This window comes from Rhodococcus xishaensis, from assembly GCF_004011825.1.
Lineage (GTDB): Bacteria > Actinomycetota > Actinomycetes > Mycobacteriales > Mycobacteriaceae > Prescottella > Prescottella xishaensis.
Genome location: NZ_RKLO01000003.1, coordinates 312,903 through 329,747, shown reverse-complemented (window position 1 = coordinate 329,747; position 16,845 = coordinate 312,903). Strand labels below are relative to the sequence as shown.

Sequence of the window (16,845 nt, the reverse complement as noted above, 5' to 3'; positions counted from 1 at the left end):
GGGGGGCGCAAAGGACACCCTTCTCGGTCAAAGCTTGCGCAGGCGCAGGCGGTTGATCGTGTGGTCGGCATCCTTGCGTAGCACCAGCGTCGCACGCGGACGGGTGGGCAGAATGTTCTCGACCAGATTCGGCCGGTTGATGGAGTTCCAGATGTCCTCGGCAGCGAGCGTCGCGTGCTCGTCCGAGAGCGCGGCGTAATGGTGGAAGTGCGCGTTCGGGTCGGAGAAGGACGTCTTGCGCAGCGCCAGGAAACGCTTGATGTACCAGTTCTCGATGTCCTCGATCCGCGCGTCGACGTAGATCGAGAAGTCGAAGAGATCCGAGACCATCAGTCGTGGACCGGTCTGCAGCACGTTTAGACCCTCGATGATGAGGATGTCGGGCTGCCGAACGAGGTGGTACTGGCCGGGCACGATGTCATACGAGACGTGCGAATACACCGGCGCTGCAACCTCTTCCGCACCGGACTTGACCTCGGTGACGAACCGTAGCAGTTTGCGGCGGTCGTAGCTCTCGGGAAAACCCTTGCGGTGCATGATGCCCCGGCGGGTCAGTTCGGCGGTGGGGTAGAGGAATCCGTCGGTGGTGACGAGGTCTACCCGCGGGTGATGTTCCCAGCGGGCGAGCAGCGCCTGCAGCACACGGGCGGTGGTCGACTTGCCGACCGCCACGCTACCGGCGACGCCGATGACGAACGGCACCTGACGATCGGGGTGCTTCTCCCCGAGGAAGGTCGCGGTAGCGGCGAACAGGCGCTGGCGGGCGGCGACCTGCAAGTGGATCAGACGAGCGAGCGGAAGATAGACCTCGGCAACCTCGTCGAGGTCGATCTGTTCACCGAGGCCTCGGAGCCCGACGAGCTCTTCGGCAGTGAGAACGAGCGGTGTCGACTTGCGGAGCTTTCGCCACTGCTTGCGGTCGAACTCGACATAGGGACTCGATTCGCTCACCCGCGCCATCGCCGCTCCTCCCGCGAGAGGGTCGTTGCTTGCGACCGGTCCATGCGCGTGCTGGGGGAAGGCAGGTGCATAGGGCAAATTGTGCTCGCAGCCACACACGCCTGCTGCGGCGGGTCCGGATCACGGCGGAAACCACAGGTGAGCGACCAGGGCCCGCACCGGCTAGGGTCCCGACCATGGAACCGGACGAATTGGTACGCGACTACCTTCTGCTGGGTCTGAAATTCGACCGCCTCGAGGAGGGCTTCGTCGATGCCTACACCGGCGACCCGGCCCTTCGCCAGCAGGTGGAGAACGAGCCGACGCCCGATCCCCGTCGGCTGGCTGCGGACGCTCGTGCGCTGCGCTCCGATCTCGCATCTGCGGGGCTCGCGGGAGAGCGCACCCGTTTCCTCGACGCCCATCTGACAGCGCTGGAGTGTTCGGCACGCAAGTTTGCGGGCGACGACATCGGCTTCGTCGACGAGGTCTCGGCCTACTTCGACGTGCGAATCGAAGTGGGCAACGAGGACGAGTACCGCGAGGCGCACCGCCGCATGGACGCCGTCCTGCCTGGTCCGGGGACGCTTGTCGAACGGATGGAGGCGCATCGGGCGGCCGACCGTAACCCGCCGAACCGGCTGCGCGAGTGTGTCGAGGCGTTCAACAGCGCGCTGCGGGACCGGGTGCGCGTGGAGTACACGCTGCCCGAGACCGAACGGGTCGATTACGAGGTAGTCGGTGACAAGCCGTGGTCCGGGTTCAACTACTACCTCGGCGGATACCGGTCCACCGTCGCGATCAACTCCGATCTCGACCAGCAGATGGCGAACCTGCCGCGGTTGATCGCACACGAGTCCTACCCGGGTCACCACACCGAGCACTGCCGCAAGGAGACCGGTCTCGTCGGGACCGGACAACTCGAGCAGACGCTCTTCGTCGTCAACACCCCGCAGTGCCTCATGGCTGAGGGGTTGGCGGACCTGGCGTTGGAATCGGTCATCGGTCCGGGGTGGGGTCGGTGGGCGCAGGAGATCTACGCCGATCTGGGAATGCGGTTCGACGGCGAACGAGCCGAGCAGTTGTCCGCGGCGGCGAGTGGGCTGCTGTCGGTGCGACAGGACGCCGCGCTGATGCTGCACGACCGCGGCGCGAGCCCGGAGAAGGTCGAGGCGTTCCTGCAGCAGTGGACGCTGTCGAGTCCGAAACGCGCGAAGCAGAGCCTGCGGTTCTTGTCCTCGCCGCTGTGGCGCGCCTACATCAGCACCTACGTGGAGGGCTACCGGCTGCTCGGGAGTTGGCTGGCGCAGACGCCGGTCGGCTCGCAGCGGTCCGCGCGGTTCAAGCGGCTGCTCGACGAACCTCTCACACCGGGCGCGCTCCGCGATGAGGTCGCCAGCGGTGGCGGAGCCGCGTTGGGGCGCTGACAGGCTTGTTCCCTAGACTGGGGGCGATCCTTTCGCAATCCAGCCTGGAGATTCGCTGATGACTGCCGTGCCTGCTGCCGACGTGAACACCGCGTCCCTCGCCGAACTGGACCCTGAGGTCGCCACCGCGATGGCGGGAGAGTTGTCGCGTCAGCGGGACACCCTCGAGATGATCGCATCCGAGAACTTCGTTCCGCGCGCCGTCCTCGAGGCCCAGGGCAGCGTCCTGACCAACAAGTACGCCGAAGGCTACCCGGCCCGCCGCTACTACGGCGGCTGTGAGTTCGTGGATGTCGTCGAGGACCTCGCACGCAACCGCGCAAAGGAGATCTTCGGCGCCGACTTCGCGAACGTCCAGCCACACGCCGGCGCACAGGCCAACGCGGCCGTGCTGATGGCGCTGATGAACCCGGGCGAGAAGCTGCTCGGTATGGACCTCGCTCACGGCGGCCACCTCACGCACGGCATGAAGCTGAACTTCTCGGGGAAGCTGTACCAGGTCGCGTCGTACGGGGTCCGCGAGGACACGAATGTCGTCGACATGGATCAGGTCCGCGACATCGCGCTTGCCGAGCGTCCCCAGGTGCTCATCGCGGGATGGTCCGCATATTCGCGTCACCTCGACTTTGCATCGTTCCGCTCCATCGCCGACGAGGTCGGCGCCAAGCTGTGGGTCGACATGGCGCACTTCGCCGGCCTGGTCGCCGCGGGTCTCCACCCTTCGCCTGTGCCGCACGCCGACGTCGTCTCCACTACCGTCCACAAGACCCTCGGCGGCCCCCGCTCGGGCATGATCCTGGCCAAGCAGGAGTGGGCCAAGAAGCTCAACTCGTCCGTGTTCCCCGGCCAGCAGGGCGGGCCGCTCATGCACGTCATCGCCGCGAAGGCCGTCGCGATGAAGATCGCCGGCACCCCCGAGTTCAAGGCGCGTCAGGAGCGCACCCTGACGGGTTCGAAGATCCTGGCCGAGCGGCTTGCCGGTGCCGACGTCGCCGGCAACGGCATCTCCGTCCTCACCGGTGGCACCGACGTCCATCTGGTCCTGGTCGACCTGCGCAACTCGCAACTCGACGGCCAGCAGGGTGAGGATCTGCTCCACGAGATCGGCATCACCGTCAACCGCAACGCGGTGCCGTTCGATCCGCGCCCGCCGATGAACCCATCGGGCCTGCGGATCGGCACCCCGGCCCTGGCTACTCGAGGCTTCGGTGAGGAGCAGTTCAAAGAGGTCGCCGACATCATCGCGACCGCGCTCGCCAAGGGCGCCGACGCCGACGTCCCGGCCCTGCGTGCCCGCGTGTCCAAGCTGGCGCAGGACTTCCCGCTCTACGACGGTCTCGAGAACTGGGGACTGCTTTCCAAGGCCTGACACGTTCGAAGGTCTGGCGCCTGCGGGCGTCATTCCCCGTGGCCGCGCGGCGTCGGGCGGATGCCCTCACTCGGCGTTCACCCGACACGCCGCCAGAGTGCACTTCGCGATTCGTCGACAGGCGTAGCCTCGCGGGGTAACAGACGGCAGGGGAAGCCGGCTGTACGGGAGGTCCTGATCGTGCTTGAACTACTCAGTGCGAGGGGGCCGGCACCCGGCCTCCGTGTCGATTGACACATCAGGTTCGGACCGGTCCCATCGAACACGTTTGCGCGGGTGTCACGCAGACGCGAGGAGCCTCACGTGACCGCAATCAGCTCCGTCCGCACCTTCGTTCTGGACACTTCGGTCCTGCTCTCGGACCCGTGGGCCGTTACTCGGTTCGCCGAACACGAAGTGGTCTTGCCGTTGGTCGTCGTTAGTGAACTCGAGGCCAAACGACACCATCACGAATTGGGGTGGTTTGCCCGGGAAGCGCTGCGGATGCTCGACGATCTCCGTCTCGAGTTCGGTCGCCTCGACCGCCCGGTACCGATCGGCTCCACGCGAGGAACCCTCCAGGTCGAACTGAACCACACCGACCCTTCGGTTCTTCCAGTCGGATTCCGTACGGACAGCAACGATTCCAGAATTCTCGCGTGCGCCCTCAATCTCGCCGCGGACGGCAAGGACGTGGTACTCGTCAGCAAGGACATCCCGCTGCGCGTGAAGGCGGGTGCGGTCGGTCTGCCGGCGGACGAGTTCCGGGCCCACGACGTTGTCCTGTCCGGTTGGACCGGCATGGCCGAGCTCGACGTCGCGCCCGGCGTCATCGACCAGCTGTTCTCGGAGAGCGTCGTCGAGGTCGACGAGGCGCGCGAGTTGCCGTGCCACACGGGGATCCGTCTTCTCAGCGGTACCTCGAGTGCACTCGGACGGGTGACGCCGGACAAGCGGGTCCAGTTGGTGCGCGGTGAACGGGAGGCGTTCGGCCTGCACGGCCGGTCGGCGGAACAGCGTGTGGCGTTGGACCTGTTGCTCGACGAGAGCGTGGGAATCATCTCGCTCGGCGGCAAGGCCGGCACCGGTAAGTCGGCGCTGGCGCTCACCGCGGGGCTCGAGGCGGTTCTCGAACGACGCAGCCACCGCAAAGTTGTCGTGTTCCGACCGCTCTACGCGGTGGGCGGTCAGGAGCTGGGTTACCTCCCCGGCAGCGAGACCGAGAAGATGGAGCCGTGGGCGCAGGCCGTCTTCGACACCCTGGACGGTCTCGCCAGCCCCGCTGTGATGGATGAGGTGATGAGCCGCGGCATGCTGGAAGTGTTGCCGCTCACGCATATTCGAGGACGGTCGCTGCACGATTCGTTCGTGATCGTCGACGAGGCTCAGTCCCTCGAGCGCAATGTGCTGCTCACCGTGCTCTCGCGGATCGGTACCGGTTCGCGGGTAGTGCTCACCCACGACGTCGCGCAGCGCGACAACCTGCGCGTCGGGCGACACGACGGCGTCGCGGCGGTCGTCGAGAAGCTCAAGGGACACCCACTGTTCGCGCACATCACTCTCACCCGAAGTGAGCGCTCACCCATCGCCGAACTCGTCACCGAGATGCTCGAGGAGTTCGGGCCGCACCCGTAAGCACTGGTTGGGATCGGTGGCAACGCTGAACACTTGTCCGTGACTGAAACGTGTTCTAGTTTGTGATCACTACATTTCCAGTGCGCACCGAGGGGTGGTCATGGCGGGGAACGCGGGATCGGACGAACAGTTCGACGTTGTCGTGGTGGGAGCCGGCGGCGCCGGCATGGCCGCGGCGATCACGGCCGCCAAGCAGGGGTTGCGGACCGTCGTCGTCGAAAAGTCCCAGTACTGGGGCGGTTCGACGGCGCGGTCCGGCGGCGGTGTCTGGATCCCGGGTAACTCCGTGCTCGAGCGCGATGCCCCCGCCGACGACATAGAGGCTGCGAGGCGTTACCTACACAGCATCATTGGCCCCGGTGTGGACCCGGCCCGAATCGACACCTACATCGATCGCGGTCCGGAGGCGTTGCAGTTCCTCATCGACAACTCGTCGCTGAACCTCGAGTGGGTGAAGAACTACTCCGACTACTACCCAGAGGCTCCCGGTGGACTGTCCACCGGACGTTCGTGCGAGCCCAAGCCGTTCGACGCCCGCGCGCTAGGTGACGATCTCGACACGCTCCACCCGACGTACGGCAAGGCGCCGCTGAACGTCGTTGTGAAGCAATCGGATTACCGCTGGCTCAGCACCGGGCTCCGGCACTGGCGAGGCCCGGTCCGAATGGCTCGTGTCGGCCTGCGCACGTTCGTCGCGAAGGCGCGGCGGCAGAAGCTGATCGGAATGGGTGCCGCGCTCATGGCGGAACTGCTGCTGGGCGTACGGCAAGCGGGTGTCCCGCTGTGGCTGAACACCGGCCTGGTCGACCTGGTGGTCGATGATGGATCCGTGACCGGCATCGTCGTCGATTCCGGCGGTAAGAAGCGCACGCTCCGCGCCAAGTACGGCGTCGTCCTCGCATGCGGTGGCTTCGATGCCAACGAAGAGATGCGCAAGAAGTACCAGCGGGCACCGATCAGTGCGGACTGGACGATCGGGGCACCGTCGAACACCGGTGACGGCATCAATGCCGGTCTGAAAGCCGGCACTGCAATCGATTTCATGGACGACGCGTGGTGGGCCCCGTCCATCCCGCTACCCAAGGGGCCGTGGTTCGCGCTGGCAGAGCGCTCGCTGCCGGGCAGCCTCATGGTCAACGACCGCGGCGAGCGATTCATGAACGAGTCGCTGCCCTACGTCGAAGCGACGCACCGTATGTACGGCGGCGAGTGGGGGCAGGGCGAGGGCCCCGGCGAGAACTTGCCGTGCTGGCTCATTTTCGACCAGACGTACCGCGACCGTTACCTCTTCGCGGGCGTGACGGCCCGGGCTCCACTTCCGCGCCGTTGGCTCGAGAGCGGGGCAATCGTCAAGGCGTCGAGCATCGAGGCACTCGCCGAGAAGATCGGCGTGCCTGCCGACAGATTGACGGCGACGATTCAGCGGTTCAACGGGTTCGCGCGCAAGGGCGTCGATACGGACTTCCATCGCGGCGAGAGCAAGTACGACCACTACTACGGCGACATCACCAACAAGCCCAACCCAAGCCTCGGTGAGCTTTCCAAGGTCCCGTTCTATGCCGCGCAGATGGTGCCCGGCGATCTCGGTACGAAGGGCGGCATCGTCACCGACGTCGCCGGACGTGCCCTGCGTGAGGATGGATCCGTCATCGAGGGGCTGTACGCGGCCGGCAACACCAGCGCTCCCGTCATGGGCCACACCTACGCCGGTCCAGGCGCCACGATCGGGCCCGCTCTCGTCTTCGGCTACCTCGCGGCGCTGGATATCGCGGAGAAGGCGGGCAAGCGGGTCAGCGGCCACTGAAGGGGCCCGACTCGGCCTCGAGGACCGGTGCCACACAGGGCCCCTAAGCGGGGCGCACCCGCCGCCAGAGTTCCCGCGCGGTTGCCGTGATCGTGCCCAGCGCGACGTTGCCCCAGCTGAACCGGTCTCGCCAGACGGTGATCCGGCCGTCGCGCAGCTCGAACGTCCCACGCACCCAGAACGTCGAGCGCACCGGTCCAACCTGCAAGGTGTCGGTGCGGTCGACGAGGACGATGTTGCCGTCCCCTAGGACGTGGTGCATCACCGCATCGAAGCGGAGCCCCGGTCTGTTGGCGAACCGCAGCGCCCGGACGACACTCCGCCGGCCCCGCAGTGTGGGCAGTCCGGTGTTCTGCCAGACGATGTCGGGTGCAAGGTGCTCGACGGCACGGTCGACGTCCAGGTCGGAAAGTGCAGCGAACAACTCCTCGACGACGCGGGCCGACGCGTTGGGCGGATTCGAGTCCTCTGTCGAGTTCACGGTGCGCTCCTGGTGAACGTGCCGAGCCCGTTCGCATCGAAGAACTCGAGCAACAGGGTGTCGTCGGTGAAGGTGGCTTTGGAGATCATGCCGGCTGGGCCACCCTTACGGGCGGGGGCGAAGGTGAACACGTCACCGTCCTCGTAAGTCAGCGGGAACACCAGCCCTTCGGGGCCCATCGTAAGGATCAGAGCGCCGTCGCGTTCGGTGACCTGTGCGGCACCGAAGTAGTCGTTGGCGTATGTGCCGACGTATGTCGCGAGGGGCTGCGGCGGCATCGGTGTAGACAGTGGCGTCTGCCCGGTAGGTGCATCTTCCGGATCGGGCATCGTCGGAAAGGCCTTCTCGTACAGTTCCGCCCAGTCCTGGCGAACCTCACCGAACTGGACCAGGCCGGCGAACTCGGAGGTGAGGGTCTCCGGGACGCCGATCGGTGCGGCATTGGTGAGCGCGACGATAGCGACGTCCGCCGATGGGATCGCGACGAAGCTCGTCGCCGCCCCGAGCGCGAATGCCCCGGAGTGGCTGAGCGTGACGCGCCCGGCCGCGCTGGTGTCTACGTTGAACCCGTAACCGTAGAAGCTCGCGCGGGTGTCGGGGGAGGTCGGCGCCGAAGAGACGTTCTGCGGCGAGATCGCGGGCAGCAGCGATTCGGCGGGAATCAGCTGCCCTCCGTCGGTCTCACCGTTGTCGAGCAGCATCTTCAACCACGCGGCGAGGTCGTTCACCGACGAACTGGCGCCTCCGGCGGGCGACTGTGGGTCGGGATCACGCTCCGCCTGTGCGACGTACGTTCCGTCGACCTTCACGTGGCCCACGGCACGGTTCTCGCGCGCCGCATAGTCCGCGTAACGGGAGCTGGTGGCCGACATGCCCAGTGGTTCGTAGAGTGCCCGCTGTGACAGGGTCGCCCAGTCGGTGTCCGACGCGTTCGCCACGGCCTCGGCAGCCGCGGTGAGGCCGAAGTTGGTGTACGCGTACGAGTTCCGGAACGGGTTGAGCGGGAGCAGGTGCAACCGCTCGAGGATCTGTTGCCGGTCGTAGCCCAGACCCTCGAGTATGTCGCCGGCGTGATCAGGGAGTCCGGAGCGGTGCGCGTACAGGTCGCCGACGGTGACCTGCTCGGTCGCGTACGGGTCGGCGAGCGAAAATCCGGGCACCTTCGCGGCGACCGGGGTGTCCCAGTCGATGACCCCGTTGCCTACCTGATGCGCGACGACGGTCGCCCCGAGCGGTTTCGACAGCGACGCCAACTGGAAAACCGTGTCGGCGTCCACCTCGTCCTGTGATCCGGCCTCGCGGACGCCGAACCCTTTCGCGTACACCGTCGTTCCACCGTGCACGACGGCGACGGCCATGCCCGGGATTCCGGAAGAATCCATGAGGTCCTCGGCGAGCCCGTCGAGCTGGGCGAGGGCGTCCGCGACCGAACCCTTGGGCAGGGGCACGCCGGCGACCTGCGCGGGGTTGACCGGCGTCGCCATCGTTGACGTGAGCGGTGTGTCCGTCGCTGTAGAGGTGCATCCGGCCGTCAGGGTCGCGGCAGCGAAGGCCACTGCAAGCGATCGGTATCGGCGGAGAACGCGCATGTTGGACCTTTTCGTCGTCGGATCGTGGGCGGACGTACAGACAGGTGGCGGAGGGTTTCAGGACTACTCGTCGCGGTCGACGTTCGTCATCGCGAGCACGTCGAGGCGCCGATCGAGTTCCGCTTCGGTGAGGTCGTCGCCGAGCAGGTTCCGGTCGATCACCGTCTGACGGATCGTCTTCCGCTCCCTCAGTGCCTGTTTCGCAACGGCGGCGGCCTCCTCGTAGCCGATCACCGAGTTCAGCGGCGTGACGATCGACGGCGACGACTCGGCGAGCGTACGCAAATGCTCCTCGTCGGCCTCGAGTCCCGCGACGCAGCGGTCGGCGAAGAGTCGCGAGACGTTGGCGAGCAGGCGCAGCGACTCCAGGATGTTGCGTGCCATCACCGGAATGTAGACGTTCAACTCGAACGCACCCGCCGCGCCGCCCCACGCAACGGCGGCGTCGTTTCCGACGACCTGGGCCGCAACCTGCGTGACCGCCTCGGGCAGAACGGGATTGACTTTTCCCGGCATGATCGAGCTGCCCGGCTGAAGATCCGGTAGCCGGACCTCGCCCAGACCGGTCAGCGGACCCGATCCCATCCACCGAATGTCGTTGGCGATCTTGGTCAGCGACACGGCCACAGTGCGGAGCGCGCCGGATGCCTCGACCAGGCCGTCACGCGCGGCCTGCGCCTCGAAGTGATTCCGGGCCGGGGTCAGGGCATCGAGTCCGGTGCTGCGCACCAGCTCCGCGACCACGCGCGGGCCGAAGTCGTCGGGAGCGTTGAGACCGGTCCCGACGGCGGTGCCGCCGATCGGCAGTTCGCCGAGCCGGGGGAGCGTCGCCAGCACCCGTTCCGTACCCGCCTCGATTTGGCGGGCGTAGCCGCCGAACTCCTGACCGAGGGTGACCGGCACGGCGTCCATCAGATGCGTACGGCCGGACTTGACCACCGTCCTCCACTGGGTCGCCTTGCCGAGCAAGGCAAGTCGGAGGTGATTGAGCGCGGGTACGAGATCCGTGACGGCAGCCTCGGTCGCGGCAATATGCGTCGCACTGGGGAACGTGTCGTTCGACGACTGCGACATGTTGACGTCGTCGTTCGGATGGACATCCACTCCCGCCCTCGCTGCGAGGCTTGCGATCACCTCGTTCGCGTTCATGTTCGAACTCGTGCCCGAGCCGGTCTGGAACACGTCGATCGGGAACTGGTCATCGTGTAGGCCGTCGGCGATCGCGTTCGCGGCGACGATGATCGCGTCCGCCTTCTCCGGGGCGAGGAGGCCGAGATCCTTGTTGACCTGGGCGCAGGCCGCTTTCAGCAAGCCCATCGCGCGGATCTGGGCACGTTCGAGACCGCGGCCGGAAATCGGGAAGTTCTCGACGGCACGTTGGGTCTGTGCGCGCCAGAGCGCGTCGACCGGGACCCGGACCTCGCCCATCGTGTCGTGTTCGATGCGGAAACGGGAGTCGGTGGAATCGGTCATGGCCTACACGGTATGCCGCGGGAGGCGAGCGTGGGGTGAGTCGGACGAGCGACCGACGCACCCCACGGCACGAACCACCTGAAACGTCAGGGCAGCGGAGGAGCGGCGTCCTCGTCACCGTCGAAGTTGATCGACGAGAACTCGTGCAGCTTTTCGAGGCGGTGGTAGGCCTCGATCATGCGAACCGTGCCGGACTTGCTGCGCATCACGATCGACTGTGTCGTGGCGCCGCCACCGTAGTAGCGCACGCCCTTGAGCAGATCGCCGTCGGTGACACCGGTCGCGCAGAAGAAGATGTTCTCACCGGTGACCAGTTCCTCGGTCCGCAGGATGCGGTCGAGGTCGTGGCCCGCATCCATGGCCTTCTGGCGTTCGTCGTCGTCCTTGGGTGCCAGGCGGCCCTGCAGGGCGCCACCCACACAGCGCAGCGCGGCCGCGGCGATGATTCCCTCCGGGGTGCCGCCGATGCCGAGCAGCATGTCGACGCCTGACTCGGGACGCGCGGTCGCGATCGCGCCGGCCACGTCGCCGTCGGAGATGAGGCGGATGCGGGCACCGGTCTCGCGGGTTTCACGGATGATGTCCGCGTGGCGCGGGCGATCGAGGATCGTCACGGTCGTGTCGGAGACCGAGCGGTGCTTGGCCCTTGCGACACGCCGGATGTTCTCGGCGACGCCCGCGGACAGGTCGATGACGTCGGCGGCCTCGGGGCCGACCGCGATCTTGTCCATGTAGAACACAGCCGACGGGTCGAACATCGCACCACGCTCGGCGACCGCGAGAACCGCGATCGAGCCCGGGGCGCCCTTGCTCATCAGCGTCGTGCCGTCGATCGGGTCGACCGCGACATCGCACAGCGGGCCATCGCCCCTACCGACCTCTTCGCCGTTGTAGAGCATCGGGGCTTCGTCCTTCTCGCCCTCACCGATGACGACGACGCCCTGCATCGAGACGGAGCTGACCATGTGGCGCATGGCATCGACGGCGGCACCGTCGCCGCCCTCCTTGTCGCCTCGTCCTACCCACCGGCCGGCAGCCATTGCGGCTGCCTCGGTGACGCGCACCAACTCGAGCGCGAGGTTGCGGTCCGGGGCCTCGCGGCGACTCGATGGGGTGCTGGCCGTCATGTGCGGTGCCTCCTGCTGGTGTCACGGTCGGCACGGTGGCCGACACTGCGGAGCGGTCGACCGCGTCGCGGTCGGGCCGTCCATTGGGTGGACGAATCGTCGCGACGATTCTTTCAGAACGCCCACCAGGAGTGGGCTGCTGGGCTACCCTCCCGGCGGAACGGGAATACTGGACATCGTGCCCGAGAAGAAACCCCGCATTTTGCAGAACGGCCGAGACATGGCGTGGTCGCTCATACCGTTGCTGATCGCATGTCTGGTGATTGCGGGTATTGCAAGTCAGTGCTCGTTCAACCTGGGTGGTCCCAAGCCCGGTCCGATTCCCAGCTTCGACGCCGATGCGGCGTTCAGGTACGACGCCCGCGAACTCGGTTTCCCGATCCGCCAGCCGGAGATCCCGGAGGGCTGGACCTCGAACTCGGGTAGCCGGAGCATCGTCACCGGTGACGGCGGTGGGGACTCGAGCAACATCGGCTTCATCACCGAGGCGGGCCGCTACATCCAGTTGACGCAGAGCGACGCGACGGAAGAAGCCCTCGTACCGTTCATCGCCGGTGAACCGCGCTACCTGACCGGCACCGAACAGATCGGCGACCGCACGTGGGTCGTGTTCGGTGGCGACGGTGTCGAGGCGATCTGGGTCAGCGACTTCGGGGACGCGCGGATCCTCATCACCGGGCCGGCGCCCGCGGAGGAGTTCACCAAACTCGCGACGGCGGTCGGCGCGGTCGAGCCGCTGCAGCCGTAGCCGGCCGGACCGCTAGTCGGCGTCGCCTGTGTCTTCGTCCTCGGTGTGAACTTCTTCGGTGTGCGTGAGGTCTTCTTCGGCGTGGGCCAGCGCCTGCTCGACCCGTCGGCGAGCACCCGCGAGGTGCTCTTCGCAGCGCCGGGCGAGTGCCTCGCCGCGCTCCCACAGCGCGAGCGACGCATCGAGGTCCAGACCGCCCTGCTCCAGGGTCTTCACGACGTCTACCAGTTCGTCCCGCGCCGTCTCGTACCCGAGTTCGGCGACATCTGCGTTACTCACGGTTGCTTATGACTCCCTTCCCATAACGGCGGCGCGCACCGCGCCATCGGCCAATCGGACACGGATCTGCGTGCCCGGCGGCGCGTCGTCGACCGACCGCAGCACCTCGGACTCGGCGTCGCCCCCGTCCCCGAAGATCTTCTGTACGACGGCGTAGCCGCGAGCCAGCGTCGCTGCCGGACCGAGCGTCTTCAGGCGTGCCTGCAGGTGCTCGAGGGTGGTGGCTTCCGACGCAATCGAACGGCTCACGTCCCGGCGGCCGGCGTCGCGCAACCGCCCGACTTCCTCTGCTCGGCTCTCGATCGCTTGCAGCGGGTCCGCGAGGACCGGTCGACTACGGAGTTGCTCCACCCGGTGCGACTCGCGTTCCACCCAGTTCCGCAATGCTGCGGCGCTACGTTCGCGCAGCTCGGACACCAGAGCCTGCTCGGCGACTGCGTCGGGCACCACCCTCTTTGCAGCGTCGGTCGGGGTTGCGGCCCGCAGATCCGCGACGTGGTCGCTCAGCGGGCTGTCGGGCTCATGACCGATGGCGCTCACCACGGGCGTCGTGCACGCGACAATCGCGCGGCACAGGGTCTCGTCGGAGAAGGGCAGCAGGTCTTCGACGCTGCCGCCGCCGCGGGCGAGAATGATCACGTCGACGTGGGGGTCGTGGTCGAGTTCGTCGAGGGCCGCGATGATCTGCGGCACGGCGGTGGGGCCCTGCACCGTGGCGTGGCGGACCTCGAACCGGACCGCCGGCCACCGCCGCTGGGCTACGCCGAGCACGTCTCGTTCGGCGGCGCTCGCGCGGGCCGTGATGAGGCCGATAGTGGCTGGCAGAAACGGAAGCGGACGCTTGAGCCGTGGATCGAACAGCCCCTCGGCGGCAAGTAGTGCGCGGAGCCGTTCGATTCGGGCCAGTAGTTCGCCGATTCCGACCGCGCGGATCTCCGTCACACGCAGTGACACGGTGCCGCGACCGGTGTAGAACGACAGCTTGCCGAACATCACGACGCGGCTGCCCTCGGTGAGCGGTACCGGGGCGTCACGAAGCAGCTGCGGCGAGCAGGTCACCGACAGCGACATGTCGACCGACGGATCACGCAGCACGAGAAATGCAGTGCGCGTCCCCGGCCTGGCGTTGATTTGAGTGATCTGGCCCTCGACCCACACACTGCCGAGCCGGTCGATCCACTGCGCGACCTTGGTCGAGACGGTCCGTACGGGCCAGGGATGCTCGGCCGTGCTCGGGGGAGGGCCACCGGAGGCGGGTCGAGCGGAAGTCACTTGGCTTTGGCGGAAGTGATGCGGTTGGCGAGCATGGTCTGGAATGGAGCCCGAGCTGCGGTGCGCTCCTCGTACTCGAGCAACGCTGTCAGGTCCTCCACTGACAGCGACCGCAGCCGCGACCGCAGTTGTGCCAACGTGAGGGATTCGTAGTCGAGTTCCTCGGCGATGTCCGGCACGTCATGGACGGCCGGCGTCGGGTCCACCTTCGATTCCCGGACCGTGTCGTCGACGTCTTCGTTGGTCGGGGTCATCGAGTACAGGGCGAACCGGCCCGGGCTCGAAGTACGGTCGCTGCCAGCCTCACTCTGGTCCTCCGGCGCCTCGACATCGATTTCACCGTCGGTCTCATCCTCGTCGAACACCGCCCACGACGGCTCTTCCTCGGCGCGGTCGAGGAGGCAGAATGCCTGGTCGCCTTTGATGGCGAGTGCCGTGATGGACTGTTGTACCCGCATCGTGGTCTGCAGCACCTGACTGACCGCGGTCATCGGCAGCGTCACAGCGGTGGACGGCAGCCTGCGTGCCTCTTCATAGGCCGTGATGGCCATACCGGCGGCGACGCGCGCCACGAACGGGGGACGGATCATGCTCACAGCCTGCCTTACGTTCGCGTTATTTGGTAGCTGACAGCGCCGATGGTCCGTACTGCGGGATCGGCGAATCGCACGCACCGTACGCTGGTGTCATGTCTTCGGCAGTTCCTCTCAATTTGGGTATCGCACGATCCGCCGATGCTGACGCCGCCGGCGGAGGCAAGCGGGTCCTACTAGCCGAGCCACGCGGCTACTGCGCCGGCGTCGACCGCGCAGTAGAGACCGTGGAGAAGTCGCTCGAGAAGCACGGGGCGCCCATCTATGTGCGCAAGGAGATCGTGCACAACCGACACGTCGTCGACACGCTAGCCGAGCGCGGCGTCGTTTTCGTCGACGAGACCGACGAGGTGCCTGAGGGTTCGGTACTGGTGTTCTCCGCCCACGGTGTGTCCCCCGCGGTCCACGCTGCCGCGGAGGAGCGGAACCTGCACACGATCGACGCGACCTGCCCCCTCGTGACGAAGGTCCACCAGGAGGCCAAGCGATTTGCGCGCGATGACTACGACATCCTGCTGATCGGCCATGAGGGGCACGAAGAGGTCGAGGGCACCGCGGGCGAGGCCCCCGATCACGTGCAGTTGGTCGACGGCCCGGACGCGGTGGAGAACATCACTGTGCGGGAAGGCGCGAGAGTCGTCTGGTTGTCGCAGACGACCCTGTCGGTCGACGAGACGATGGAGACCGTGCACCGACTGCGGCAGAAGTTCCCGCAACTCGAGGACCCGCCCAGCGATGACATCTGCTATGCCACCCAAAACCGTCAGGTCGCAGTGAAGGCCATGGCTCCCGAGTGCGATCTCGTGATCGTGGTCGGCTCGCGGAACTCGTCCAACTCGGTGCGGCTCGTCGAGGTGGCTCTGGGTGCGGGCGCTCGCGCCGCACACCTCGTCGACTATGCCCGCGAGGTCGACCTCGACTGGCTCGACGGGGTGCGGACTGTCGGGATCACGTCCGGGGCGTCGGTTCCCGAGATTCTGGTTCGCGGGGTGATCGACCTGCTCGCCGAGCACGGATTCGCCAACGTCCAGCCGGTCACCACCGCCAACGAGACGCTCGTCTTCTCCCTGCCGCGGGAACTGCGCGCCGCGCGAACCTGAGGGCGACCCAACATACAACTGGGACCGAACATGCGACTGGCCCCGGGGAACCTGTCGTTCCCCGGGGCCAGTCGTATGGTCCTCTAGCGGTCGATCGGGGGCTCGCGACGGTTGCGGTTGCGAACCTGCGGGCTCGGGCGGGAAGGCACGTCCATCGTCGGGCGGCTGCGGACGGGAATCGAATCGCGCTGGATCGGTTCGCGGCCTCGCCCGATGGGTTCGCTGTAGGCGGTGTCGCGTCGTGCCCTGTCGCGGAGAACTGGCTCGCGGTAACCGCCGCGTGCATTCGATCGGGCTGTCGTGGGTTCGTAGGTCGCTCGGCGAGCCATCGGGTCGTGTACCGAAGACCTGTCCTGCGCCGAGGTGCGGGCCTCTCGGCGATCCGCCGAGGCGCCGGCGCGTCCAGTCCTCGCGGAGGCCCGACTTGTCCGGGAGCGGGCGGGGGCACCTTGGTTCTGACGGGACAGGAACTTCCGCACACCGGCGATCAATACCACCGCGACCGTGGCCGCCAACATCAGGGGGAACCGGTCTACCAGCGGGTACGCGACGTTGAGCGCAAGGTCCCTGAGGCTGGCGCCGTCGGTGTTGGTAAGAAGTTGCTGACCGACTGGCACTGCGACGAACAGCAGCAGGGGAGGCTGGACGACGGTAGTGAAGAGCCCCCGGTAGCGAACGGCGAGAACCGCCACCAGACAGCCGAGGAAATACAGCGCCGAGAACTTCGAGGTCAGTTGTTCACTCCCCGACGTGGCGTCCAACACGAATCCGATGATGGTCAACCCAGCGGCGACCGTGACAGCCCCCAAGGCGGATATGCCGGGAACAGAGGGGAGGGCCGATCGCTGGTCGAGCGGCACCCCGGAACGAGCACGTTGGGTTGAAGACACACCTCGAGGGTAGTCGCTCGAGGCCGGCTTACTCGCCCGGCGGGACCGCTCGAGGCCGTGTTTTCACTGAGATCAGACGGTGTGGCCGGACCAGCGACCGACATGTCCGGTTCTCGGTGATGTCGGCCGGGTGCTCTACC

General features: G+C 66.9%; 15 protein-coding genes. 6 read left to right on the top strand and 9 right to left on the bottom strand.

All coding sequences use genetic code 11. From position 1 onward, the window contains the following. Nucleotides 1-27: 27 nt before the first annotated feature. A complete protein-coding gene (coaA, locus tag EGT50_RS08910) occupies nucleotides 28-960 on the bottom strand; it encodes a type I pantothenate kinase (RefSeq protein ID WP_127953151.1) in 933 nt (310 codons plus the stop codon). A 176-nt stretch (nucleotides 961-1,136) separates the two neighbouring features. Here coaA and EGT50_RS08905 point away from each other — a divergent pair, with 176 nt between their 5' ends. The 4 genes from EGT50_RS08905 to kstD all read left to right on the top strand — a co-directional run bounded on the left by EGT50_RS08905 (nucleotide 1,137) and on the right by kstD (nucleotide 7,153). Then, on the top strand, nucleotides 1,137-2,366 hold the full coding sequence (locus EGT50_RS08905) for a DUF885 domain-containing protein (protein ID WP_127953147.1): 1,230 nt from the start codon (nucleotides 1,137-1,139) through the stop codon (nucleotides 2,364-2,366). 58 nt (nucleotides 2,367-2,424) lie between these two features. Then, entirely contained in the window at nucleotides 2,425-3,735 is a 1,311-nt protein-coding gene (gene glyA, locus EGT50_RS08900; protein ID WP_127953144.1) for a serine hydroxymethyltransferase, read from the top strand. Between the two features lie 303 nt (nucleotides 3,736-4,038). Continuing rightward, nucleotides 4,039-5,349: a PhoH family protein gene (locus EGT50_RS08895; RefSeq protein ID WP_127953142.1), complete on the top strand. Its 1,311-nt coding sequence runs from the start codon at nucleotides 4,039-4,041 to the stop codon at nucleotides 5,347-5,349. 100 nt (nucleotides 5,350-5,449) lie between these two features. After that, nucleotides 5,450-7,153, top strand: coding sequence for a 3-oxosteroid 1-dehydrogenase (kstD, locus tag EGT50_RS08890; RefSeq protein ID WP_127953139.1), 1,704 nt, complete (start codon nucleotides 5,450-5,452; stop codon nucleotides 7,151-7,153). A gap of 43 nt (nucleotides 7,154-7,196) precedes the next feature. Here the strand turns inward: kstD and EGT50_RS08885 are convergent, their stop codons facing one another. The 4 genes from EGT50_RS08885 to glpX form a co-directional block, all read right to left on the bottom strand. Next, nucleotides 7,197-7,634 carry a limonene-1,2-epoxide hydrolase family protein gene (locus EGT50_RS08885; RefSeq protein ID WP_127953136.1) on the bottom strand — a complete coding sequence of 146 codons (438 nt, stop codon included), beginning with the start codon at nucleotides 7,632-7,634 and terminating at the stop codon, nucleotides 7,197-7,199. Then, on the bottom strand, nucleotides 7,631-9,223 hold the full coding sequence (locus EGT50_RS08880) for a serine hydrolase (RefSeq protein ID WP_127953133.1): 1,593 nt from the start codon (nucleotides 9,221-9,223) through the stop codon (nucleotides 7,631-7,633). Before EGT50_RS08880 ends, EGT50_RS08885 begins: the two co-directional genes overlap by 4 nt. 63 nt (nucleotides 9,224-9,286) lie before the next feature. Continuing rightward, on the bottom strand, nucleotides 9,287-10,696 hold the full coding sequence (locus EGT50_RS08875; RefSeq protein ID WP_127953130.1) for a class II fumarate hydratase: 1,410 nt from the start codon (nucleotides 10,694-10,696) through the stop codon (nucleotides 9,287-9,289). Between the two features lie 86 nt (nucleotides 10,697-10,782). Further along, nucleotides 10,783-11,823 carry a class II fructose-bisphosphatase gene (glpX, locus tag EGT50_RS08870; RefSeq protein ID WP_127945007.1) on the bottom strand — a complete coding sequence of 347 codons (1,041 nt, stop codon included), beginning with the start codon at nucleotides 11,821-11,823 and terminating at the stop codon, nucleotides 10,783-10,785. Between the two features lie 178 nt (nucleotides 11,824-12,001). Between glpX and EGT50_RS08865 the strand changes: the two genes are divergently transcribed. Next, nucleotides 12,002-12,571, top strand: a complete 570-nt coding sequence (locus EGT50_RS08865) for a DUF4245 domain-containing protein (protein ID WP_164873368.1) — start codon at nucleotides 12,002-12,004, stop codon at nucleotides 12,569-12,571. A 12-nt stretch (nucleotides 12,572-12,583) separates the two neighbouring features. On the opposite strand, the gene EGT50_RS08860 is transcribed toward EGT50_RS08865, so the two are convergent. The 3 genes from EGT50_RS08860 to EGT50_RS08850 are packed head-to-tail and all read right to left on the bottom strand — an operon-like array spanning nucleotide 12,584 to nucleotide 14,712. Continuing rightward, nucleotides 12,584-12,850, bottom strand: a complete 267-nt coding sequence (locus EGT50_RS08860) for an exodeoxyribonuclease VII small subunit (RefSeq protein WP_127953125.1) — start codon at nucleotides 12,848-12,850, stop codon at nucleotides 12,584-12,586. 6 nt (nucleotides 12,851-12,856) lie between these two features. Beyond that, on the bottom strand, nucleotides 12,857-14,122 hold the full coding sequence (gene xseA, locus EGT50_RS08855) for an exodeoxyribonuclease VII large subunit (protein WP_127953121.1): 1,266 nt from the start codon (nucleotides 14,120-14,122) through the stop codon (nucleotides 12,857-12,859). Beyond that, entirely contained in the window at nucleotides 14,119-14,712 is a 594-nt protein-coding gene (locus EGT50_RS08850) for a lipid droplet-associated protein (RefSeq protein ID WP_127953118.1), read from the bottom strand. Before EGT50_RS08850 ends, xseA begins: the two co-directional genes overlap by 4 nt. 98 nt (nucleotides 14,713-14,810) lie before the next feature. On the opposite strand from EGT50_RS08850, the gene EGT50_RS08845 reads away from it, so the two are divergent. Then, nucleotides 14,811-15,815: a 4-hydroxy-3-methylbut-2-enyl diphosphate reductase gene (locus tag EGT50_RS08845; RefSeq protein WP_127953115.1), complete on the top strand. Its 1,005-nt coding sequence runs from the start codon at nucleotides 14,811-14,813 to the stop codon at nucleotides 15,813-15,815. Nucleotides 15,816-15,898: 83 nt separating this feature from the next. Here EGT50_RS08845 and EGT50_RS08840 read toward each other — a convergent pair whose 3' ends face one another. Next, nucleotides 15,899-16,705, bottom strand: coding sequence for a DUF6542 domain-containing protein (locus tag EGT50_RS08840; RefSeq protein WP_127953111.1), 807 nt, complete (start codon nucleotides 16,703-16,705; stop codon nucleotides 15,899-15,901). Nucleotides 16,706-16,845: the final 140 nt, after the last annotated feature.